At 68.7% G+C, this 21,891-nt stretch carries 18 protein-coding genes and 2 tRNA genes; 11 read left to right on the top strand and 9 right to left on the bottom strand.

Annotated features, from left to right (window positions below; all coding sequences use genetic code 11):
• The first annotated feature begins 101 nt into the window (after nt 1-101).
• From pdhA to BLW41_RS02975, 4 genes are read left to right on the top strand one after another with little or no spacing between them, the layout of a single operon-like run.
• Nucleotides 102-1,385 (top strand): pyruvate dehydrogenase (acetyl-transferring) E1 component subunit alpha, encoded by a 1,284-nt coding sequence (gene pdhA / locus BLW41_RS02960; RefSeq protein ID WP_218138215.1) that lies wholly within the window; start codon nt 102-104, stop codon nt 1,383-1,385.
• Nucleotides 1,375-2,427, top strand: coding sequence for an alpha-ketoacid dehydrogenase subunit beta (locus tag BLW41_RS02965; protein ID WP_093117284.1), 1,053 nt, complete (start codon nt 1,375-1,377; stop codon nt 2,425-2,427). Before pdhA ends, BLW41_RS02965 begins: the two co-directional genes overlap by 11 nt.
• 15 nt (nt 2,428-2,442) lie before the next feature.
• Nucleotides 2,443-3,903: a dihydrolipoamide acetyltransferase family protein gene (locus tag BLW41_RS02970; protein ID WP_093116073.1), complete on the top strand. Its 1,461-nt coding sequence runs from the start codon at nt 2,443-2,445 to the stop codon at nt 3,901-3,903.
• Between the two features lie 9 nt (nt 3,904-3,912).
• A complete protein-coding gene (locus tag BLW41_RS02975; protein ID WP_093116075.1) occupies nt 3,913-4,692 on the top strand; it encodes an LOG family protein in 780 nt (259 codons plus the stop codon).
• On the opposite strand, the gene BLW41_RS02980 is transcribed toward BLW41_RS02975, so the two are convergent.
• Entirely contained in the window at nt 4,689-5,783 is a 1,095-nt protein-coding gene (locus BLW41_RS02980) for an enolase-like domain-containing protein (RefSeq protein ID WP_093116077.1), read from the bottom strand. The two genes, BLW41_RS02975 and BLW41_RS02980, sit on opposite strands and share 4 nt — an antisense overlap.
• Nucleotides 5,784-5,839: 56 nt before the next feature.
• Between BLW41_RS02980 and BLW41_RS02985 the strand changes: the two genes are divergently transcribed.
• A complete protein-coding gene (locus BLW41_RS02985; protein ID WP_093116079.1) occupies nt 5,840-7,441 on the top strand; it encodes a sulfatase-like hydrolase/transferase in 1,602 nt (533 codons plus the stop codon).
• A gap of 10 nt (nt 7,442-7,451) precedes the next feature.
• On the opposite strand, the gene BLW41_RS02990 is transcribed toward BLW41_RS02985, so the two are convergent.
• Complete coding sequence (locus BLW41_RS02990) at nt 7,452-8,075, bottom strand: hypothetical protein (protein WP_093116080.1); 624 nt, start codon at nt 8,073-8,075, stop codon at nt 7,452-7,454.
• Between the two features lie 41 nt (nt 8,076-8,116).
• Between BLW41_RS02990 and lipA the strand changes: the two genes are divergently transcribed.
• A complete protein-coding gene (gene lipA / locus BLW41_RS02995) occupies nt 8,117-9,862 on the top strand; it encodes a lipoyl synthase (RefSeq protein WP_093116082.1) in 1,746 nt (581 codons plus the stop codon).
• A gap of 298 nt (nt 9,863-10,160) precedes the next feature.
• Here lipA and BLW41_RS10860 read toward each other — a convergent pair whose 3' ends face one another.
• Complete coding sequence (locus BLW41_RS10860; protein WP_177169280.1) at nt 10,161-10,613, bottom strand: DUF4395 domain-containing protein; 453 nt, start codon at nt 10,611-10,613, stop codon at nt 10,161-10,163.
• Nucleotides 10,614-10,685: 72 nt separating this feature from the next.
• On the opposite strand from BLW41_RS10860, the gene BLW41_RS11065 reads away from it, so the two are divergent.
• The 3 genes from BLW41_RS11065 to BLW41_RS03015 all read left to right on the top strand — a co-directional run bounded on the left by BLW41_RS11065 (nt 10,686) and on the right by BLW41_RS03015 (nt 12,831).
• The gene (locus BLW41_RS11065) at nt 10,686-11,552 is read left to right on the top strand and encodes a rhomboid family intramembrane serine protease (protein WP_218138216.1); all 867 of its coding nucleotides are present in this window, start codon (nt 10,686-10,688) and stop codon (nt 11,550-11,552) included.
• Between the two features lie 17 nt (nt 11,553-11,569).
• Nucleotides 11,570-11,749 (top strand): hypothetical protein, encoded by a 180-nt coding sequence (locus BLW41_RS03010; protein WP_093116088.1) that lies wholly within the window; start codon nt 11,570-11,572, stop codon nt 11,747-11,749.
• A 110-nt stretch (nt 11,750-11,859) separates the two neighbouring features.
• Nucleotides 11,860-12,831 carry a D-alanyl-D-alanine carboxypeptidase family protein gene (locus BLW41_RS03015; RefSeq protein WP_177169281.1) on the top strand — a complete coding sequence of 324 codons (972 nt, stop codon included), beginning with the start codon at nt 11,860-11,862 and terminating at the stop codon, nt 12,829-12,831.
• A gap of 1,341 nt (nt 12,832-14,172) precedes the next feature.
• Here BLW41_RS03015 and BLW41_RS03030 read toward each other — a convergent pair.
• The 3 genes from BLW41_RS03030 to BLW41_RS03040 form a co-directional block, all read right to left on the bottom strand.
• Nucleotides 14,173-14,586, bottom strand: a complete 414-nt coding sequence (locus BLW41_RS03030) for a delta-60 repeat domain-containing protein (protein WP_093116096.1) — start codon at nt 14,584-14,586, stop codon at nt 14,173-14,175.
• 250 nt (nt 14,587-14,836) lie between these two features.
• A tRNA-Ala gene (locus BLW41_RS03035) sits at nt 14,837-14,909 on the bottom strand.
• A 230-nt stretch (nt 14,910-15,139) separates the two neighbouring features.
• The gene (locus tag BLW41_RS03040; RefSeq protein WP_093116098.1) at nt 15,140-15,727 is read right to left on the bottom strand and encodes a hypothetical protein; all 588 of its coding nucleotides are present in this window, start codon (nt 15,725-15,727) and stop codon (nt 15,140-15,142) included.
• Between the two features lie 218 nt (nt 15,728-15,945).
• On the opposite strand from BLW41_RS03040, the gene BLW41_RS03045 reads away from it, so the two are divergent.
• A tRNA-Ala gene (locus BLW41_RS03045) sits at nt 15,946-16,018 on the top strand.
• A 244-nt stretch (nt 16,019-16,262) separates the two neighbouring features.
• Here BLW41_RS03045 and BLW41_RS03050 read toward each other — a convergent pair.
• Entirely contained in the window at nt 16,263-17,879 is a 1,617-nt protein-coding gene (locus tag BLW41_RS03050) for a flavin-containing monooxygenase (protein WP_093116100.1), read from the bottom strand.
• A gap of 165 nt (nt 17,880-18,044) precedes the next feature.
• On the opposite strand from BLW41_RS03050, the gene BLW41_RS03055 reads away from it, so the two are divergent.
• Complete coding sequence (locus BLW41_RS03055; RefSeq protein ID WP_093116102.1) at nt 18,045-19,466, top strand: PucR family transcriptional regulator; 1,422 nt, start codon at nt 18,045-18,047, stop codon at nt 19,464-19,466.
• 38 nt (nt 19,467-19,504) lie between these two features.
• Here the strand turns inward: BLW41_RS03055 and BLW41_RS03060 are convergent, their stop codons facing one another.
• Together BLW41_RS03060 and BLW41_RS03065 are read right to left on the bottom strand one after the other, a co-directional pair.
• Nucleotides 19,505-20,269 carry a class I SAM-dependent methyltransferase gene (locus BLW41_RS03060; protein WP_218138217.1) on the bottom strand — a complete coding sequence of 255 codons (765 nt, stop codon included), beginning with the start codon at nt 20,267-20,269 and terminating at the stop codon, nt 19,505-19,507.
• A complete protein-coding gene (locus BLW41_RS03065; RefSeq protein WP_093117288.1) occupies nt 20,266-21,789 on the bottom strand; it encodes a carboxyl transferase domain-containing protein in 1,524 nt (507 codons plus the stop codon). The genes BLW41_RS03060 and BLW41_RS03065 overlap by 4 nt, the downstream gene beginning before the upstream one ends.
• Nucleotides 21,790-21,891: the final 102 nt, after the last annotated feature.

The raw sequence follows: 21,891 nt of genomic DNA on the forward strand, positions 1-21,891 counted from the left end.
CAACCGCTGCCGCCGAAACAAAGGGTGTGCAGGACCCTCACGCGCGAGGTTCGTCGCCATCCGGGGCGAACGGGCAGCCGATCGATACAGTCGAACCCAGGGTGGAGAGCGCAGGGCGCAGCGTCGGGATACTCCGGCCGGAGGACGCGGGGCTCCGCCCCGCACGGCACCCACTGCCGCCGCTCGAGGATTGCCTGCGCCTGTACGAGAAGATGGTGCTGATCCGCCGCTTCGAGGAACGCGCCGGCGAGATGTATGCGCGGGCGCGGATCGGTGGCTTCCTGCATTTGTGCATCGGCGAAGAGGCGACCGTCGTTGGCACCTGCGACGCGATGCGCGACAGCGACTACCTGCTCTCGACCTACCGCGAACACGGTCAAGCGCTGGCGCGCGGCACCTCTCCACGCTCGGTAATGGCCGAGCTATTTGGCAAGGAAGCCGGCTGCTCAAAGGGTCGTGGCGGCTCGATGCACCTCTACGACGCCGCCCGGCGGTTTCTCGGCGGCTACGGGATCGTCGGCGCGAACCTGCCGATCGGTGCTGGCGTAGCGCTCGCCTGCGAGCTTTCGGGCAGTGACGACGCGGTCGTAACGATGTTCGGCGACGGCGCTACCAACCAGGGAACCTTCGGCGAAACCATGAACCTTGCAGCGCTCTGGCGGCTGCCGGTGGTGTTCGTCGTGGTCAACAACCAGTTCGGCATGGGCACCCGCATCGACCGCCATTCGGCGGTGCTCGACCTGTCGCGCAAGGCCGAAGGTTTCGGTGTCCCGGGACGTCGCTGCGACGGCATGGATGTGCTCGACGTTCGCCACCACATCCGCGAGGCACTGCGTCTGGCACGCGAAGAGCGGCGCCCCCAGCTGGTCGAAGCCGTCACCTACCGCTTCAGGGGCCACTCCGTGGCCGACCCCGAGGTCTACCGCACCCCCGAGGAGGTCGCCGAGTGGAAGCGTCGCGACCCGCTCGAGACCTTCCCCAAGCGATTGGTAGAGGAGGGAGGCGTGGCGCAGGCGACCCTCGAGGCCATCGATCAGCGGGCACGGGAGGTCGTGGAGGACGCGGTGGCGTTTGCCGAGCAGACTCCCTTCCCGCCTCTCGAATCGCTCTACGACCACGTGTACGTGTACAGCGGCGACGTGCCGGGGTGGTGGACGGTCGACGAGCGCAGCCCCGACGTCTATCCGGGCGAACGGGCACGCGAGGCCGGCGCTTTGGCGCGCCGGCTGGCCGAGCAGGGAGCGCAGCACGAAGAGACCGGCCCCCGCGTCGGTCGTACCCGGCGTGATTTGCCGGACGAGCTCGCCCCCGGTCCGCCGAACCTTGCTCCACCGGCATCTGCGGACACTGGTGACGCAAGCGCCGGAGGCAGCGATGGCCACTGAGACGCGCCTCTCGCCAGCGCAGGCGACCCGCACGATCACCTACCGCGAGGCCCTACGTGAGGCACTGCGCGAAGAGCTGCGCGCGGACGAACGGGTGTTCCTGATGGGCGAGGACATCGGCGTCTTCGGGGGCGCTTTCAAGGTCACCGAGGGGCTGCTCGAAGAGTTCGGCGAGCGACGCGTGCGCGACACCCCGATCTCCGAGAACACGATCGTCGGCATGGGCGTCGGTGCCGCGATGGCCGGGATGCGGCCGGTGGTCGAGATCATGCAGCTGAGCTTCGCCCTGCTGGCGCTCGATCAGATCTTCAACTCGGCGGCGCACGTGCGTTACATGTTCGGGGGCCAGCCGACGGTGCCGCTGGTGATTCGCATGCCACAGGGGGCTGGCCATCAGCTCGGCCCCACGCACTCGCACTGCCTGGAGGCCTTCTTCCTGCACGTTCCGGGGCTGCTCGTAGCCGTACCGTCGACACCGGCCGACGCCAAGGGACTGCTCAAGTCCGCGATCCGCGACGACAACCCGGTCGTCTTTATCGAGCACAAGTCGCTGTACGGGATGCGCGGCGAAGTGCCCGCCGATCTCGGCCCCTTGCGCTTCGGCGAGGCAGCGATCAGGCGGCACGGGCGCGACGTGACGATCGTGGGAATCTCGCGCATGGCGGTCGTTGCCGAACGCGCTGCCGAGCAACTAGCTCGCGACCACGGCGTCGAGGCCGAGGTGATCGACCCGCGCACGTTGCGCCCGCTCGATCTCGACACGATCCTCGAGTCCGTTCGCCGTACCAACCGCGTGGTGATCGTCGAGGAGGGCTGGCCGCACGGCGGCGTCGGTGCCAACCTCGCAGCGCTGATTCAAGAGCAGGCGTTCGACTGGCTGGACGCGCCGATCCAGCGAATCGCCCGCGCCGACGTGCCGATGCCGTACTCGAAGCCGCTCGAACAGGCGGCGCTACCGCACGAGGAGAACGTGATCGAGGCGGCGCTCGCCTCGCTCGGCCGAACGAGCGAGGAAGCGAGCGACGGTCACGCACGCGTCTAAGAGCGAGGGGTCCGAATGGCCGCAGAGATCGTGATGCCCCGCCTTACCGACTCGATGGAGGAGGGCACGCTCGTGCGCTGGCTCGTTCGTCCTGGCGACCGAGTCGAGCGCGGTCAACCGATCGCCGAGATCGAGACCGACAAGGCGACGATGACCTACGACAGCGACACCGAGGGTGTGGTGATCGAGCTCGTCGCCGAGGAGGGCCAGACGCTACCGATCGGGGCGGTGATCGCGCGCATCGGTGACCCGGCCGAGGCGCCGCAGCGTGCCGAGGCGCCCGAGCGTGCGGAAGCTCCGCCCGCGGCCGCCGCCCCTCAAGCCGCCGAGGAACCGCCGCCGGTGCAAGCCGAAGAGCCTGCGGCGAGCATGCCGGCAGGGGCGATCGAGCACCCCGCCGAGACCCAGCCAGCGCCGGGGACGTCGTCAGGCGTCGAAGAGACGGCACAAGCGACGGCGAAGACCACGAGCGCGCCGGAGGCGGGCGCTGCCGACGGTCGCTTGCGTGCATCACCGCTCGCCCGGCGACTGGCTCGGGAGCTCGGCATCGACCTGCGGACCGTGCGTGGTAGCGGACCGGGCGGGAGGATCGTGCGCGCCGACGTCGAGGCGCTGGCCGCTAGCACGCGCGCGCTGAGCGGCGAACGCCGCGCAGAAGAGGGGCCGCAACCAGGCGCGATCGCGCCTCCGCCACCTCCGCCACCTCCGCCACCTCCGCCACCTCCACCGGCGGCGCCAGAGGCGCCACCACGCGCACCGGAGACGCGCGCGGTAGAGACCGCGCGTGGTCGCGTGGAGGTAGAGGAGCTCGACCGCACGCAACAGACGATCGCCCGGCGGATGGCCGAATCAAAGGCAACCGTCCCCGACTTCGCGCTCGAACGGACCGTCGACATGGAAGGCTGCCGCGAGCTGCGCGAGCGCCTGCGCGCGCGGGTCGAGCCGCTCCCCACCTACAACGACCTGGTGGTGAAGGCGTGCGCGCTCGCGCTACGCGAGCATCGGCGTCTGAACGGCTCCTACCGCGACGGGCGTTTTGAGCTGCACGAGCGGATCAACGTGGGGATCGCCGTGGCCCGTCCGAACGCTCTGATCGTGCCCACCATCTTTGACGCCGATCGCAAGTCGCTGCTCGAGATCGCGCGCGAAGCGCGCCGTCTGGTCGAACGTGCACGGAGTGGCGAGATCACGCCGCCGGAGCTCTCCGGCGGCACCTTCACTGTGTCGAACCTCGGCATGTTCGGAATCGACCGCTTCACAGCGATCATCAACCCACCGCAGGCCGCGATCCTCACCGTCGGCGCGGTCGCACCGCGACCCGCCGTCGACGAACACGGCTCACTCTGCGTGCGTCACCTCGCAACGCTCACGCTGGTTTGCGACCATCGCATCGTCTACGGCGCCGACGGAGCGCAGTTCCTTGCGCGTGTCGCGGAGCTTCTCGAGGAACCGCTGGCGATGCTCGTCGAAGGGTGAGCGTCGCCGATGCCTGAACGACGACTCCACGGTCCAAACGAGCCGCGCCTGCCGGCCACGCTCGACGAAGAGATCCTCGGTGCCGAGCGCCGCGAGATCGTCTCTCACTACACGGACGAGGACCGGATCCAACGCATCGCCGAGGAGCTCCGCCGCGGATTCGCGACTTTGGCGCACGTCGGCGCCGCGGCCTCTTTCTTCGGCTCGGCGCGCACGCCGCCCGGATATCCCGAGTACGAATTAGCGCGACGCTGCGCCCGCTTGGTCGGCGAAGCTGGCCTGGCGGTGATTACGGGCGGCGGCCCCGGCATCATGGAGGCCGCCAACCGCGGCGCCAAGGAAGCGGGGGCGCCGTCGATCGGCTTGAACATCGAGCTGCCGTTCGAACAGGGCCTCAACCCCTACGTCGACCTTGCGCTCCACTTCCACTACTTCTTCACGCGCAAGGTCATGTTCGTGAGGTACGCGAGCGGGTTCGTGGTGTTTCCCGGCGGGTTCGGAACGCTCGACGAGCTGTTCGAGTCGCTGACGCTCATCCAGACCGGCAAGATCCGCCACTTTCCGGTGGTGCTGGTCGGCAGCGAGTACTGGCAGGGTTTGGTCGATTGGCTGCGCGAGCGGGTAGTGGCCGAGGGCAAGGTCTCGCCGCACGAGCTCGAGATCTTTCGCGTGACCGACGATCCCTTGGAGGTTCGCGACCTGCTGCTGGCGGCCGCGCACCGCAAGCCGCGCGTCGAGCTGCCCGCGCGCGGCGATGGCGCTGTCGCTCGCCGCTCAGCTGCTCGTTAGCGATCCGGCGGAAAGCCGATCCCCTGCGGGGGCGTCAAGGGGCTGGTGGGCAAACCGTCGGGCGGTTCGACCTCGTTGTATCCCGCGGGCGCCACGTCGTTCGGCGCATCGGGGTGGAAAAGGCTCGCCAGCTGCTGGATCTGAGCGCGCCCCGGACCGAGCTCGAACTGACCGCCTCCGTAACAGGCGATGCCGCGCCTCGCGCACAGCGCGTAGACGGCGAAGAGCTCCTCGAGTGAGCCGATGCGCGAGGGCTTGACGTTGAGGTGCCGCACGGGGAACGGCAGCGCGTCAAGGTCGCCGGTCTCGTGGACCGGAGCATCGAAACTCAGGCGAGCGACGTGCGGCTCGAGCAGTGGCCGTGTCGCGGGGGTGACGTCGGGGTCCTCGATGATCGCCTCCGGAAATGCCATCAAGACTCGCTGGTAGAGCGCTGGATCGGTCTCAACATCGACCGGTGTTCCCCGATAGTGACCCTTGAGGTCGAGCACGTCGACCGCTCCCGTGCCTGCGAGTTGGCGGCACAGCTCGTCGTCCCAGGCGTTGGTTGGATCGAGCTTGAAGCGCGTGCCCGGATAGCGCGCGAGGAGCTCGAGGACGCGGTCGGGCAGGGCTCGCCCAGCGCGCTCCTCTAGCCGCGTCGAGACGACGAACCGCACCGGGCGCGGCTCGATCCCCAAGACTTCGGCGAGCGATCGAGAGCCCTGGCGGAGCGCTAGATCGAGAGCCGCGGCTTCGAACGCCCAACGTCGGTACCGGCGCGAGACTTCCCGCTGCGGCGGCTGCGGAAACAGGTCGAGCGAGGCCACGAGCGCGCAGAACTCGCCAAGCTCGAAGCGGCCCACGAGCTTGCGAGCGCAAGCCCCGGCGGGGTCGCTCCACGCTCGGTCGGCTTGCAGAATGCGGTGGTCCGCGGCGTCGTAGGTGACGTCTTCGCCCCGCCCGGCGACGCCGCCGCCCTCGAGGACGATCACCGTCGTCAAGCGTTCGAAACCACCGGGAGCGATCGTCGCGAGCGGTTCGAGTCGCACCGCTTCGACCTCCAGCGGCAGACCGCGCAGCCGCTGCCAGCAAGATTCAAGAGCGCGCACGCCGCGACCCTACACACCCCGACGCCGCCACCAGCGCCCTTTAGGCTGACAGCGCTGTGCGGCGGCGTGTTCTATTGATCCTGATCGCGGCGCTAGCGGTACCGCTACTGGCGATCGCCACAGCTCGCCTGCATGCTGGTGACGAACAAGCGCGGGGCGCCGACGCCGCCGCGGTCACGCGGCCGGCAGCCGAGCCGCCGAGCGTCGTTGTCGTTCTCACCTTCGATGAGTTCCCGATCGACGCTGCGCGCCTACCTGACGGGCAGATCGATCGCGCTCGCTTCCCCAACCTCGCCGCCCTGGTCAGCACCGCAACCTGGTTTCCAAACGCCCAAGCAGTGCATGACGAGACGAGCGAGGCGCTGCCAGCACTGCTCGACGCTCGCTTGCCGCGCCCCGGCGGCCGCGCCGATCGACGTCATCACCCGAAGAACCTGTTGACCTTGTTCGGCGAGCGCGGCTGGCGGATCGTCGCGAGCGAGGAGGCCAGCGACCTTTGCCCACGACGCTTCTGCCCGCGTGGCAACGTGCGTCGCCGGCCGACGCTCGCGAACCTCAAGGCCGGTCGCAAGGAGCGTTTCGAACGCTGGCTCGCGCAGATCCAGCGACGCCCGGAGCGCACCCTCTACTACAAACACGTGCTGCTGCCCCACCTGCCCTGGATCTACCTGCCCTCGGGCCGGGAGACGCGGGTAACGCTGGAGCGCCTGGCCAACGTCGCCGGCTTCGCCGACCCTTGGCTAACCCTGCACAACGAGCAGCGCCAACTGCTGCAGATCGGCTTCGTCGACCGCGAGCTAGGCAAGTTGATCGATCGCTTGCGCCGGCTCGGTCTCTTCGACCGCGCGTTGATAGCGATCGCTGCCGACCATGGGATCTCGTTCGATCTAGGAGTCGCCGACCGCCGTCGCGTAACGCCACGCAACATCGACGAGGTCGCACCGGTGCCGTTTATCTTCAAGGCCCCGGGGCAGCGCGCCGGATTGGTGGTGCGAGGCCTGGTGCAGACGATCGACTTCACGCCAACGATCGCGTACCTCGCGGGCCTCTCGCTCGACTGGCAGGCCGACGGCGTGCCGGCTTTCGAGCGAGCCAAGCGGCGGCTGCGGTTCGTCGAGATGCCGACCCGGGATTTCCGCGGACGCGTGCGGATCACCGTCGACGAGTGGCTGCGCCGGCGCCACGCGAACATCGCGCGGCGAGCGCGCACCTTCGGCAGCGGCCCGGCCAGCGCCCTCCTGCTCGGCTCCCCGTGGAGCCGCCTGTACCGGTTCGGGGATCGGGCACGGGTGATCGGTACCGAGGCGCACAGCCTGGCGACACAGGGCACTGCGCGGGTGCGAGCGGTGCTCTTCGAACCACAGCTCTATTCGCCGGTCGACAAACGGCGAGTGCTGGTGCCCGTACAAGTAGCGGGCAGGATCGTGGGCGGACGCGCGAACGAGCGGCGCGACCTGGCGGTCGCGGTCAACGGCCGCGTCGTCGCCGTCGGCCGGAGCTTCCGGATGCAGAACGGCCGGCGCCGCCTCTACGGCGGCAGCGAACTGTTCTCGCTGATCGTGCCTGAGAGCGCGCTGCGCGACGGCTTCAATCGCGTGATCGTCTACGAGGTTGCACGCAGCAGCCCACCGCGCCTGCTTGCGATCGGCTCGAATTAGGCGTGACCGGTCAGCGCTGCCCGATCGCTTCCGGGTTGGGACGGTCGTCGGGATCGCGTACGACGCGGGGCGGATCGCGCGAGGTGTCGACCAGCAGACAAACGAAGCGTCCGGAGCGGCGGCGAATGCAGGTGCGGAAGTAGCGATCGGCGAGCGCCACGGTGTTGGCGCTCGCAAGGTTCACCACCAGCTCGCGGTCGCCGTAACGCAGCACCCATTGCCGCACCGCGCGCGCGTTCTCCGTTCGTTCGACGTCGGCTGAAACCACCAACGGTCGACTAGCAAGCCCAGCGGCAAGCCAGCCGCCGAGACCGGCCACAAGCAGCAGCGCGCCGACACGGTCGCGCAGCGCGTACCGCCGGAGCTCGCCGGGGACTGCACGCAGGTCCTCGGCGAGTGCGCGAGCTTCGAGCCGCCGTGCCAGCCACGGGGCCACCGCACCGACCAAAAAGAGGTTGCCGAAGGCGGCGACGATCAGCGCGAACGGAACCGTCATGCCTTCCTCGCGAACGCCGAGCAGGACCGGCGGCAGCTCGTGCAGCAGCATGCCCTCGATCCCCGTGCAAAGCACGAAGGCGCTGGCCGCGAGCGCTCCGCGCACCCGCCACAGCGCGCGGTGTCGTGCGAAAGCCACCGTCGGGCGAGGCTAGCGCAGGCACGGGTAGCATCGGGGCGATGGCGCACGAGCTGTGGGTCTCTTGGCTCGGTCTCGTCGAGTACCGCGAGGCGCTTGAGCTGCAACGGCGGGTCCACGCGGCGCGCGTCGCCGATCGCATCCCTGACGTTTTGTTGCTGCTGGAGCACCCGCCGGTTTACACGTGCGGGGTTCGTACTCGTCCCGAAGACCTGCCGTTGCCGCGCGAGGAGTACGAGCGAAGGGGCATCGCCGTCCACGCGGTCGACCGCGGTGGCCGTGTCACTTACCACGGACCCGGTCAGCTGATCGGCTACCCGATCGTGCGTGTCGGACGCGTGCGCGAGTTCGTGTCGGCGATCGAGCGGGCGCTGGTGGCGGTTTTGAACGCCGAGGGTGTGACCGACGCCCACGTTCCGGCAAGCGACACCGGGATCTGGACAAGCCACGGCAAGATCGCCTCGATCGGTATCCGCGTGCGCGACGGTGTGTCGCTGCACGGCTTCGCCCTAAACGTCGACTGTGACCTCGAACCCTTCCGCTGGATCCATCCCTGCGGGATGAGCGAGGCAGCGATGTCGTCGCTTGCCTTGGAGGGCCATCCCGGCCGAATGCGCTGCGTGCGCCGACGCTGCGGCTACGAGCTGGCGCGCGCTCTCGGTGCGCGGCAACGGCTGGTTTCGCGCGACCGCCTGACAGCGCTCTTGCAGCGCACCCGTGCGCGCCCGCTGGCGAGCCGGTCGCGGGCGCGCCCGGGCGGTTGGGAGACGCTCGAACTGCCTCAGGCACGCCCCTTCCGCGACCGCAAGCCGCGCTGGTTCAAGCGACCGCGACCGGGGGGCGCGCGCTACCGCGCACTACATGCACGCATCGAAGCGGAGGGCTTGCACACCGTTTGCCAGGAGGCCGCTTGCCCGAACATCGGTGAGTGCTGGGAGCACGGCACAGCGACCTTCATGATCCTCGGCGATGTCTGCACCCGCCGCTGCGGCTTCTGCAACGTCAAGAGCGGTAAACCGACGCACAACGATCCGCTTGAGCCGCTGAAGGTCGCCCGCCAAGTGCAGCGCATGGGTTTGCGCCACGCGGTTGTCACGAGCGTCGACCGCGACGACCTACCCGACTACGGTGCCGGCGCCTTCGCGGCGGTGATTCGAGCGATCCGCACGCTCAACCCCGGCTGCACCGTGGAGGTCCTGACACCGGATTTCCGTGGTCAAGAGATGCCGCTGGCGCGCGTGATCGCTGAGCGACCGGACGTCTTCAACCACAACGTCGAGACGGTCCCGCGCCTCTATCCGCTTGCCCGGCGCGGCTCCGACTTCGCGCGTTCCTGCCGCGTGCTGCTCAACGCCAAGCTGATGGGCGGCGAGCGAGTGAAGACCAAGTCGGGCCTGATGGTCGGCCTGGGCGAGACCCGCGAGGAGGTTCTCGAGGTGCTTTGGTTGTTGCGTGAGCACGCCGTCGAGATCGTGACTATCGGCCAGTACCTGCGGCCTTCACGCGACCACCTGCCGGTCGTCCGCTACTGGCACCCCGAGGAGTTCCGCGAGCTCGAGCGCGAGGCGCTGGCGATGGGCTTCTCTTCGGTGGCCGCTGGTCCGCTCGTGCGCTCCAGCTATCACGCTGAGCAGACCTTGTTGGCCGCTCGCGCGGCCGGCGACGCGGGGGGCCCGACGAGCGCCTCCGCTTTCTGCTCGTCAGGACCGGCGCCCACGACTGCCGCCAAGACTCGCCCGTCTCGCCCATCAACGCGCAGCACGGTGGGCGTTACGGCAATCGCGTAGCGACGAAATAGCTCAGGGCGCTCACGCACGTCGACCTTCACCCAGGGCGTCGCGCTTCGACCCAGCAGCTCCTCCCACTCGCGACACGGCAAGCAGAGCGGCGAGCTGAAGAGCACGATCGCCTCGCCGCCCTGGTTAGCGGTGCGTGGCAGCAATCGGGGGTCGATTTGCCGTGGCCAGCGGCGACGGCGCGCGGCCTGCGCGACACCCCACCAAGCGGCGGCCGCAAGCACGATCGCCAGCAGGGCGAGAACGAGCAGCGTGCGGTCGGCGAAAGACAAGTTGCGCCCCCGCTGCCTCAGGCCGTAGTGCCGCCGGCCGGCGGCGCGGACGATGGGTCACGCAGGGGGATGCCGCGACGCCGCGCAAACCACGTGTAGATCTCGCAGCCGACGCAGAAGCCGGTACTGGCGGCGAGCAGCGCAAGCGCCGCGACGAGCAGGGCGAGCGCCCAGCCGAGCGTCTCGACGCCCGCCAGGAGGGCGAGCGTGGCGGCAGCGGTGAAGACGCACCCCACGATGTTCGCGAAGCGCGGCGGCCGTGCGTCCTCCAGTGGACCCTCCCCGAGGCGTGGCTGCAGCACCTCGAAGTAGAAGACGCAGGGAAGGCAGTAGCGGCGCCCGAAGATGAGCCCCACCGCAAGTTGCAGCGCGACGATCGCTACGAGTACTGGGGCCTGGAGGAGGAACGCGAGCAAACAGACGAGGCCGACGAAGGCCTGATTCACGCGCGGTGCGCGTGCGTCGATCACGTCCGTGTCATCGTATGGGTGGGCAGTGCGGGTGGTCTGAGCCATCAGCACGAATAGTGGCAAAACCGAACGGTGTTTCCGATAAAGGACAATCTGCCGACGCGCCGCTTCCCGGTGCTGACGGTGCTGCTGATCGTCGCCTGCACGATCATCTATTTCGCCTTCGAGCAAGGCGGCATCGGGCTTGGACCGGTTGGCAACGAGCGCGTCATCGAATGGGGCGCGATCCCATACGAGATCACGCACCCGGGCAAGGAGTGCGTGGAGCCGCCGCCCGGGACGCGGATCGCGGCGCTTGCCGAGCGCGCCGGTACGCCGCTCGTTTGCGAGGGCCAGGAACTGAGGTTGACAACCGCCTTCGGCGGCGAGGCGGTGGTGAAGCTGCCGGATCGCTTCCCCGCCGAGCTCACCCGCGGCGATCCACCGACGTGGCTGACGCTGTTCAGCTCGATGTTCCTGCACGGAGGCCTCTTGCATCTGGCCGGGAACATGCTGTTCCTGTGGATCTTTGGGAACAACGTCGAGGACTCGATGGGCAGACTGCGATTCATCGCCTTCTACCTGTTGGGCGGCCTCGCAGCGCTCGTCGCACAAGTGGCGTTCGATCCCTCCGCTGCGGTGCCGACGGTGGGAGCCTCTGGGGCGATCGCCGCGGTTCTTGGCGGCTACGCGTTGCTCTACCCGCGCGCCCGGGTCATTACGGTCGTGTTCGTGCTGTTCTTTTTCACGATCGTCGAGCTGCCCGCTCTGCTCGTTCTAGGGATGTGGTTCCTGGTGCAGCTGTTCTACGGCGCCGCAGAGCTCGGTCAGCCGCTAGGCGGTTCGGGCGGCGTCGCCTACTTTGCGCATATCGGCGGCTTCCTGTTCGGTCTGCTTGCGATCAAGGCGTTTGCAAACCGACCGAACCGTGAGTACGACGCCAGCTACGCCTACTGGTAGAGGTGCCGGCGCGGCGCATGGCTCGCTTGCTCGTAGTGCTCGGATCGGCTGGGTTCGTCGGTCTGATCGCCGCGTTGACGCTGATCGTGATCGCCGAGCACGGCCTCGATCCGTTGACGGCACTTTCGCTGGGGCTCGTTGCGCTGATCGCGATCGGTGTGCTCGGTTCTCTGCTGACAGGTAGCAACGGCGACTAGCTATGCGCTCCGGCGGCGGCCGGGAGAGCTCGTGGCGGCGTAGCCGCGGCGCTCGTGCGCGACGGCGGATCTTCACTAGGCGGCGTCGAAGCTTTCGTCGCGGCCTCCCGATGCTGCTGGTACTCGCGCTCGCTGCGCTGGCAGCAGCCTTGCAAGTCGCGGTTGTCGGGCGCGAGTCCGCCAATTCCGAGCGCCCGGGCGGCGCCGCCCGGGCAGCGACCGGCTCGTCACGGGCGCCGACCGGCGGCTTGGGCGGTGGTGGCGTGGGGGCGGCGCGCGATCCAGGCGGCTTGGTCGGGGCGGCCGAGGGCAGCGTGCGGGTGCGGCTGCGGCGGCCGCCGCGCGCGGCGGTGCTCGCGGACCTCGCGGCCGGGCGTGAACTTTTCGCTTACCGACCGCTGCGTCGGCTGCCGATCGCCAGCCTGACGAAGATCGCCACCGCCCTGGTGGTCGTGCGGTCGGCGCCGCCGGACGCGGTGGTGCGCATCCCCAGCGCCGCCCTCCACTATTCGGGCTCAGGTATTGGCCTGCTCCGTCGGGGTATGAGGGTGCGCGTGGAAACCCTGCTGGCGGGGCTGTTGACGGTGTCCGGCAACGACGCGGCGATCGCTCTCGCGCAAACCGTCGCCCCGAGCGAGCGCGTCTTCGTCGACCGGATGAACGCGCTGGCGCGCGAACTCGGCCTGGCCTGCACGCAGTTCGTCGACCCCCATGGCCTCTCGCCGCGCGATCGTTCCTGCGCGCGCGACTTGGTGATCCTCGCCCGCGCGGCGATGGCCGAGCCGCGCATCCGCCGCATCGTCGGGCGCCGGGTCGCGACCTACCCCTTCCCGATTCGCGGGGGCAAGCTCTGGCTGGCATCGCACAACCCCCTGCTGCGCAGCGGGTACCCCGGCACCATCGGCCTCAAGACGGGGTACACGGAGGCCGCCGGGCGTTGTCTGGTGGCGGTGGTGCGACGCCGAGGTCGCACGCTCGTCGCAGTGGTGCTGGGGTCGCACGATCCCGCTCGCCAGGCGCGTGCCCTGCTCGACGCGGGGTTTCGGCAGTTGCTAGATGCTCCGCGCCGAAGCCCGCTGTGAGCCCTTGACGGAGGTCGGCTCAAGCAAAACCGAGGCTCGGCCGCAGCTCGACTCAGTCCCTGCCGCTCGCATGGTCGCCGCGGCGCGTGTCCGCGACGCGGAGCGCCAGCCGATACTTCACGGCCGGATATTGGCGATCGCCTCGACGTGTAACGAGCACGGTCAGCGCCTTCGACCGGTAAAGAGCCGCAACCACGCGCTGGGGGGCCAGACCTGTGGCGCATTGCCAGGTTCGCGCGCGGACCCGACGACACTTCACCGGCAAAGCGATTTCGCGCCCAGCCCCCCTCGCCGGGAGACGTAGCACCACGCTCCAGCCCTTGGGCGCTCCGGCGAGGAAAACTACGCGCAGCCGCCCGCGGCGCACGACCACCGACGGTGCTCGGATCAGCGACCGCCGCCCCGTCCGTTCTGCGCGCGCCGTGCGCTCGGGTGCGCCTTCGCGCCGATCCCTTCGCTTCTGGCTGCCGACCACGGGCGCGGTGCGCGTGTGAGCGCCGTTCGATGGCTCGGGCATACCGTGAACAGCATCGCCCGCTGAACCCCCGCGCGGTTGTTCCCCGGGTTCTCCCTGGCCATGGCCGCCCGCTCCGCCCCCTTCTTCTCCGCTCTGGCCACCCCCGCCCCTAGAGCCTTGGTCGGGGCCCACGAGTGCGCGGTCCAAGACGACAGGCACGAGCGGTCGCTCGAACGATCGCCCGTACTGCTCGCTTGCGGCCGCCCTCGTCTTACTCTCCTCCTCCGGCCGCCGCGGGAAGAGCACGGGACCCGGGTCCGCGCCGGTGCCGTCGTCGAAGCACCAATCGTCTCGGTAGTAAGGGACCGCAAAGATCGCTTGTACCGCACCAGCGGCGTAAAGCCCGGCCGCGCAATCGTGATGCGGTACACGATCGTCCCGAAGTCACGCGTCGACCCTCGTGTTTAACCCAGCCAGTCCGAGCCAACCGTGTCAGGCCGCCCTCGAAGATCCACTCGGTTCCCACTGGCAGCCCCGGAGGCTGGTGTTGCCTCAGGTACGCCGAGACGCACGGCAATAACCGCGCAAGCAGGGAGCCGTGTCGCTGTCTGCATCGTTTGCGACGAGTCCACCCCTTGTATGCGGGTTTCGCGCGTCCCCGCCCGTTCAGGTCGGTGTCGCCGGCTTGTTCCCGCTACCGCCCGCGAACCGTGAACGCCACCCGCCGATACACCGCGAACTCAAGCCGCGCCGGCTCCGACAAACTCACCGTGATCGTCGTGCCAACACCCCGCGGCAACCGAGAAGCAAACACACCACCCGACCGCGCAACCGAAAACACCGAACGCGACACACCAAATCCCCGCAACACAGGGGCCGAGCGATCAACCACCCCGGAACCCGAACCAGCCGAGCCCAAGCCGCCCGAACCCGAGCAGGCGAGGCGGGACCCACAGACTCCAAATACCTAGCGACCACAAAATGCCCAACACCTGGACGGCCGCCGGCGCCCGCCACCACAATCCGCCCATCCGGCTGCAAAGCGAGCCCGTACGCCGAGTCGCGCGCACCCGACCAGAACGATCCCCGAGGTCGGTTGCGACCTTCCCGCCACTGCCGAACGAGGTGTCGAGGGAACCATCAGGGTTGTAGCGGGCAACAACGAAATCCTTGTCGATCCCACCAACCACCACAAGCTTGCCGTCCGACTGCAGCGCACTCGCCCGGGCCTCCGCACCGCTACCCGGGATCCGTAAACACAAAGCCCGTACCACCAAACGACAAGTCCAGATCACCATTAGCCGCAAACGCCGCACCAACCCCCAAACACAAGCCCCACTAACGCCACAAAACCACCGCACCCAAAACCCGCCGCAGACAAACACCCAAACCCAGCCGCCTAACCATCAGCACCCGCCGATCAGCTCCCGGCCGAACCCGCCGAAACCTCCTGAAGCGAGCGCGCTGCCGCTTCTACCACACCCCGCCAACACCCCGCAAGCAAGCGGGGAGACAGAACTAGCCACACCCAGCGCGAGCAACACCCGATGGAGCCAGCCGGACTCGAACCGGCGACCTCCTGCGTGCAAAGCAGGCGCTCTTCCAGCTGAGCTATGGCCCCGTGGCTGCCGGTTGACGATGGTACGCGCTCGTCGGTCGCGGTGTGCCGACAGCGGTCCGACGATCGTCCATCCTCGGCCTTCAACCTCTCATGGGCGACGCCTAACGGCCGAGATAGCTCCTACGACGGCCAGGAGGGTCCGTCTCAGATAGGCGGCATCGGGACGCCGCAACTGCCGAACGGGGGTCGCCGGGGCGGGCGGCCCCCGTTTCCGTCTCCGCTCGCGACCACTAATCGAAATCGAAGTCGCGCGGCGGCCCGTGCTCGAACCACAAGCGATCGTGCTCGGGCGTGTCGCGTAGGAAGTCGGGCGTTTCGTCAAGCGGGTCCGCGGACAGTTGGTCGGCTGCCGCCGCTTCCGCAGCCGAGTCGGCAGGACCGGCCTGTTCGGCTGGCGGTGGCGGCTCTTGGTGACCCGGCGGCTCGAACCAGTCCTCCTCGAGCAGAACCGTGGGATGCTCATCGAGCGCAGCGGGCGACCCCGACGCCGGCGGATCCGGCTGCGGGGCGGGCGAGACTTCGGCCAGCGGCTCCGGCGGCCCCTCGGACGGCGGCGCCACTTCCTCGAGTACGAATTCGTCAGGGCGTTCGCGCTCGGCAGGCGAAGGTTGCACTTCCGACGAGGCAGCCGCCGGCGGCTCCGACGGCAGCGAAGGTGCCTCCCGCTCCGGTAACGAAACGGCTTCCTGCTCAGCGCTAGAAACGCCCCCGAGCGGTCCGAACGCTTCCGCCGCCTTGCGGCGGATCTCCTCCTCGCTCGCCCCGTGCTTGCGCTTAAGTTCGAGATGCTCGCGGATGGCGTCCTCGAGCAGACCCATCGGGCTCGTACCTTAGCGGCACGACTGGTCGCCATTCGCGGTTCGCGGCGACCCCGGCTCCCGAACACGAGTGGGGCGGACTCGCCAACCGAGCGCCGCTAAGGGATCTCGAGGGTATCGAGCAAGCGCCGGCGTCGCGGCCTCTCGCCCGCCTGGCGCTACCATTGCCTTCCGCCTGCTGCTTGCCTCGTCGACAGCGCATCAGCAGGCCGCCTCGTGGGGCTATAGCTCAGTTGGGAGAGCGCCTGGATCGCACCCAGGAGGTCGCCGGTTCGAGTCCGGCTAGCTCCACTCGTACTCCCTCTCTGATTAATCCCTGCTACGCGTGGGGTGCTTGGATTTGAGCGGAGTTGCGATCTGCTTGCGATCGCTGTCGCTGGTAGGCGCGCGTAGCCGGCCGAGAGGTCACTGCTCGGTGACTGTCCCGACCTTCGTGACGATCAGACGATCACCCGGGCTTGGCGAATCCCTTGTCAGCTTCACACCCTCGCGCGGCGATTCCAAGCGCGGCGCGAGCGCGGCGGACAGGCGGACCTTAGGCCGCTACCTCGGCAACCGCCGCAGCTGGCTCGGCCGCGGCCCGTGCCGCGCCGCCGGCACTCTCTCGCACGTCGCTGATACCCCGCGCGGTGAAGAGCTCGAGCGCGTCGTCGGCAACCGGACCCTTGCGCAGGTAGCGGCGGTCCTTGAAGTAGTTCATGGCGAGGTACCAAGGCGCCCGCTTGCCCTGCTTGGGCAGTCGATCGAGCGCGCGCAGCACGTAGTTGGCCTTGAAGTCGAGGAGCGGCTGCAGCTCGATGCCCGCCTTCGGCAAGCGCGGAACGACGGCGTCATAACCGCGCTGCTCCACCCACCGGATCAACCGGCAGTAGTGGTCCCAAACGAGATCGACCTTGAGCGTCCAAGAGGCGTTCGTGTAACCGATCGCAAAGGCGAAGTTCGGCACGTCGGCGAGCATCGAGCCCTTGTAGACCACGGTCTCGCCGGGTGGACGAGTCTCGCCATCGACGCTCACCGCGATGCCGCCGAAGGTGACGAGCTCAAGACCCGTGGCGGTGACGATTACGTCGGCCTCGAGGTGGCGCCCGGACTCGAGCTCGATACCGGTCTCGGTGAAGCGCTTGATGCGATCGGTAACGATCGAGGCCTTGCCTGCGCGAATCGCTTGATAGAGGTCACCGTCGGGGACCACGCAGAGACGCTGATCCCACGGGTCGTAGCTGGGATTGAAGTGCACATCGACATCGCAATCGGTCCCGCGCAAGGCGCGCGCGTTGACCCACCGGATCAGCTTCCGCGCGGCATTCGGAAAACGCCGGCAGAAGGCGTAAAAACCGAGCTGGCGCAGCACGTTCTTGTAGCGCACGAGCTTGTAAGCGCGCTCCTCGCCGATCACCTTGCGCAAGCGATTGGCGATCGCGTCGCGGGCGGGGAGCGGAAGGATGTAAGTGGGCGAGCGCTGGAGCATCACCACGTGGGCAGCGCGATCGGTCATAGCCGGCACCAGCGTCACCGCCGTCGCGCCGCTTCCGATCACCACCACGCGCTTGCCCGTGTAGTCGAAGTCCTCGGGCCAGAACTGGGGATGGATGATCGTGCCGCGGAAGCGCTCGCGCCCCTCAAAGTACGGCTCGTGGCCACGGTCGTAGCGGTAGTAGCCGGTAGCGCCGAAGAGCCAGCGGCAGGTCAACTCGAAACGTTCGCCGTCGGCTACTCGCTCGACCTCGAGCGTCCAGCTCGCGGTCGCGCTTGACCAGCGGGCGGCAACGACCTTGTGGCCAAAGCGGATGTGGCGATCGATGCCGTACTCGCGTGCCGTTTCCTCGATGTAGGCCTTGATGGCAGGACCATCGGCGATCGCCTTGTCGTCGGTCCAGGGCTTGAACTCGTAGCCGAACGTGTGAAGGTCGGAGTCAGAACGGATCCCCGGATAGCGGAAGAGATCCCAAGTGCCGCCGACCTCCTGCCGCGCCTCGAGAATCGCGTAGCGCTTCGCCGGGTGGTGCTTCTGCAGGTAGTAGGCCGCTCCGATCCCGGAGACGCCGGCACCGATGATGATCGCGTCGAAGTCGAGCGCGGTGGGCTCGGTGCGAATCGGAAGTCCCGCGACACTCGCGTCGTCGGCGGTTATGTCTCGAGGCTCGGCGGTCATGCTTCGAGGATCGCAAGACGGGCTTTGTCTGCCCAGGGTGAACGTTACAAATCTTTGTGTAGCGTATATGCAAATTGCACATCAGCGCTCCGCATTCGCAGTGATCGTGCGAGTACCTCGACAGTCGCGGCGGGGGATGATGTGCAGTGTTCCTATTCTGAACCCATGAACCGGGCAGCTGGTTTCGGCGGCGAGGGGCCAACCGGACCTCAACGTCCGCCGCTGCGCAAGGTTCCCGCGCAAACTCCTAGCCGGCAGGCGGGGTCGACGCCTAGTACGGCAGCGACGGCATCGCTAGCTGCCGACGGTATCGGCGCCCCCGACCGGGACCGCGACCTCTTGCCCAAGCCGGTCGTGCCAGGACGGCGCTACGACGCACCGCCACGGATCGTCGAGCTGATGCGTGAGGGGGCGCAGCGCGCGCTGGCGGCGTCGACGGAGATCCTCGAACGGGTCGAGCGGGCAGCGCTCGAGGAGCACGATCCGCTGGTCTCTGCCGATCCGGTGCTACTCGAGGCGTTCCGGCGCGCCAACCGGGTGATGATTGCCCATTGGGCGGAGTCGGTGGCCCGCGATCCGTTGCAGCCGGTCGAACCGTTCGTCGGTCCGGAGATCGTGGGCCTGGTGCGTGACCTCGTGCGCCGTGACCTCGACGCGCGCGCCGTCGAGCCCTACCGCGCCGGCCAGAACGCCGCTTGGCAAGCGTGGATGGAGATTTGCTTCACCCTGACCGACGACCCCGCCGAGCTGCGCGAGCTGCTGCGCTTGTCGGCGCGGTCGATCTTCGACTACGTCGACGTGACCAGCGCCGCGACTGTCGAGTGGATCATTCGCGAGCGCGAGCAGCTGAGCCGAGGGACCAACGCCGAGCGCTTAGCCGCCGTGACCTTGCTGCTCGAGGGATCCCCGATTGACCCGGCGCGCACCGGTCGCCGCCTAGGTTACGAGCTGGCCGGCAAGCATCTGGCCGCGGTCGTCTGGTCTACCGCGCCCGATGTGCGAGCGTCGGCGCTCGATGAAGCGGTGGCCGCGCTCGCCCGCGCGGTCGGCGTACGGCACCCCCTCGTGGTCGTACCAAGCGAGGGTACGCGCTGGGCGTGGTTCCACGGGGCCGAAGTCCCAGACAGCGAAGACGTGGCGCGGCAGCTCGCAGCGCTCGGCGAGGTGCGTGCGGCGTTCGGCACCCCGGGGACCGACCTCGAGGGTTTCCGTCGTTCGCATCGCGAGGCACTGGCCGCGCAAAGGCTCGTCTCGAGGCTCGGCTCGGCGGCTAGGGCGGTGCGCTACGACGAAGTTCGCCTCGCCGCCCTCCTAACGAGCGACAGCGAAGCTGCTCGTTCGTTCGTCATCGAGACGCTGGGGGAGCTCGCCAACGCGCCGGCAACGCTCCGCGAAACACTCCGTATCTACCTGCGGGAACAGTCGAATGCGACGCGCACCGCCCGTGCGCTGCCCGCTCACCGCAACACCGTGCTCGCCCGCGTCGCTCGTGCCGAGAGCTTGCTGCCGCGCCCGCTCGCCGAGCACGCGCTGGAGGTCGCGTGCGCGCTAGAGATTGCGCACTGGCAGGACGGGCCTGGGCGCTAGCGCCGTGGCGCGACGATCTGGCGGCGCGGCGTTGCGCACTACGCGTCCCCGATCGCCAGCCACGCGCGCGCCGTGAGCGTGAAGGCGCCGCTGGGCTTCCCGAGCAGACACCAAAGCTCCTGCGCGAGCGCTTGGCGAGCGTCGGCTTCGAGCCCGCGCAAGTAATCGCCCGGCGGACCGACACCGACTGCGAACGAATCCCAAAGCTCGGCGAAGCTGCTGTAGTTCGCACTCACCTCGATCTCCCGCAACTCGACCGACGCGAGTCCGGCGGCCTCGAACAGCGAGCGCAGCTCCGCTCGCCCCACGTGGGTCTGCGGGTTTCGTCCCTCGACGTTCGGGTCCAGCGAGCGCGCTGCCTCCCAGAACGCGTCGAGCATTTCCATACCCCGCTCGATCGCCCAGGTAGCGGCCGCGACGCGCCCGCCGGTTGCCGCCACGCGCGCCATCTCCGCAAGGCCGGCGCGGCGGTCGCGCAGGAAGTTGAGGACTAGCTGGGCGACCACGATGTCGAACTGACCGTCAGGCCACGGCAACGCCTCGGCCTCGCCCTCGCGCACGTCGGCGCGCGGGTGGCGCCGGCGACAATGCTCGACGAAAGGCCGCGAAGGGTCGATCGCAGCGACGTTCTCGACTCCGCAGCGCTCGACGAGGACGTCTAGGAGCGCACCCGAACCGCAACCCACGTCCAGCGCGCGGCGGCCTGGCGCAGCCCCTACGGCGTCCGCGACCCGGGGCGCCAGAAGTCGCGCGTAGCGACCCATGAAACGCTCGTAGAGCGCGGGATCGACGGCGAACGTCAAGGCTGGCTGTGAGCGCTGGCCGCCGCCAGCGCGCTGGCGACCAGTGGACGGGTCTCCGCCGGATCGATCACCTCGTCTACCTCAAAGAGGCGCGCGGCGTTGAAAGCGCTGCCCTGCTCCTCGGCCAGGCGCGTGGCCTCGCGCACGAGCCGCTCCCGCTCTTCGGGGTCGCCGATCTGCTCGAGCTCGCGCCGCAGCGCGAGCCGCACCGCTCCTTCCAGATTCATCGGTCCAAGCTCGGCCCCCGCCCAAGCCACCGTGAGCAACGGCTCGTGCAGACTGCCGCCCGCCATCGCTTGCGCCCCAAGCCCGAAGGCGCGGCGCAGCACCACCGCGATCAGCGGCACCCGTAGCTTGCTCCCGGTGGCCAGCATACGCGACGCCCGCCGCACGAGTCCGGTGCGCTCGTGCTCTGGACCGACCATGAAGCCGGGCGTATCAATCAAGGACACGATCGGTAGACCGAAGCGATCACACAAGCGCATCAGGTCGCTCGCCTTATCGGCTGCCGCGGCCGTGATCACACCTGCCAGGTACTGGCTGTTGTTCGCGATCACACCGAGCGGGCGCCCTTCGATCCGGGCAAGCGCCGTGACCAGCTCGGGGGCGTGGCGCTCGCGGAGGTAGACCACCGAGTCGTGATCGAAGAGAGCGTCAAAGACGCGTCGCACATCGAACGCGCGGCGGCGCCGCGCAGGCACCACCGACCGCAACGCCAGCCCCTCCGCAGCACTTTCGGCGGGCGGCGTGCGCCCTTGAAAGAAAGCCAGCAGCTTGCGGGCGAGCGTTGCCGCCGCTCGCTCGTCATCCACTAGTACATCGACGGTACCGGTCTCGGCATGCATCTCCGCGGGCCCGACGTCGTCGGGGTCGACACTGCCAAGCCCCCCTGCTTGGATCATCGCCGGACCGCCCATCCCGAGGGATGCCGAGCGCGTGGCGACGATCAGGTCGGAGGCGCCGGCGATAACCGCGTTGCCCGCGAAGCAACGGCCGTGCACGATCGCGATCCGCGGCACCACCCCGTCGAGACGTCCCCACAGCGCGAAGGCGCGCACATCGAGTGCCGAGGCAACGGGAAAGTCGGTGTCGCCGGGACGCCCGCCGCCCCCTTCGGCGAAAAACACGACTGGCAGCCGCAAGCGCTCCACAAGCTCAAACAGGCGGTCCTTCTTGCGGTGCCCGATGGCCCCCTGGGTGCCCGCCAGCACCGTGTAGTCGTAAGCCAACAGGGCGCACCAGGCACGATCCCCAAAAAGCTCCCCGTTGACGCGCCCGAGCATTGCCACCAGTCCATCGGCCGGCGTTTGTGCGTGTAGTTCGTCGACCCCGCGGCGAGCCCGCTGGGCGGCCACTGCCAAGCGCCCGTACTCGATCAGTGTGCCCGGGTCGACCAGCGCGGCGAGGTTTTCGCGTGCCGTAAGACCGCCGGCCGCGTGTCGACGCGCGACGGCGGCAGGTCGCCCGCTGTCCGCCGTGAGGGCGCGCAGACGCTCGAGCTCGGCAAGCGCGGCCGCCATCCCGTGCTCTTCGACACTGTCAGTCTGGCCGGCTTCGTGCACGCGAGAGACTCTATGTGCACCGTCTATGTGCACCGCGACCCGAGCCAGCTTCGCAGCGGC

Origin of the sequence: Thermoleophilum album (assembly GCF_900108055.1) — a bacterium.
GTDB lineage: Bacteria > Actinomycetota > Thermoleophilia > Solirubrobacterales > Thermoleophilaceae > Thermoleophilum > Thermoleophilum album.

Excerpts from the sequence above, each read along its gene's own strand:
- BLW41_RS03055 (WP_093116102.1), top strand. The coding sequence starts at position 18,045 with ATGAACCGGGCAGCTGGTTTCGGCGGCGAGGGGCCAACCGGACCTCAA.
- lipA (WP_093116082.1), top strand. The coding sequence starts at position 8,117 with ATGGCGCACGAGCTGTGGGTCTCTTGGCTCGGTCTCGTCGAGTACCGC.
- BLW41_RS02975 (WP_093116075.1), top strand. The coding sequence starts at position 3,913 with ATGCCTGAACGACGACTCCACGGTCCAAACGAGCCGCGCCTGCCGGCC.
- BLW41_RS03010 (WP_093116088.1), top strand. The coding sequence starts at position 11,570 with ATGGCTCGCTTGCTCGTAGTGCTCGGATCGGCTGGGTTCGTCGGTCTG.
- BLW41_RS03030 (WP_093116096.1), bottom strand. The coding sequence starts at position 14,586 with ATGGTGATCTGGACTTGTCGTTTGGTGGTACGGGCTTTGTGTTTACGG.
- BLW41_RS03050 (WP_093116100.1), bottom strand. The coding sequence starts at position 17,879 with ATGACCGCCGAGCCTCGAGACATAACCGCCGACGACGCGAGTGTCGCG.
- BLW41_RS03040 (WP_093116098.1), bottom strand. The coding sequence starts at position 15,727 with ATGGGTCTGCTCGAGGACGCCATCCGCGAGCATCTCGAACTTAAGCGC.
- BLW41_RS03065 (WP_093117288.1), bottom strand. The coding sequence starts at position 21,789 with ATGGCGGCCGCGCTTGCCGAGCTCGAGCGTCTGCGCGCCCTCACGGCG.
- BLW41_RS02965 (WP_093117284.1), top strand. The coding sequence starts at position 1,375 with ATGGCCACTGAGACGCGCCTCTCGCCAGCGCAGGCGACCCGCACGATC.
- BLW41_RS03015 (WP_177169281.1), top strand. The coding sequence starts at position 11,860 with ATGCTGCTGGTACTCGCGCTCGCTGCGCTGGCAGCAGCCTTGCAAGTC.
- BLW41_RS02970 (WP_093116073.1), top strand. The coding sequence starts at position 2,443 with ATGGCCGCAGAGATCGTGATGCCCCGCCTTACCGACTCGATGGAGGAG.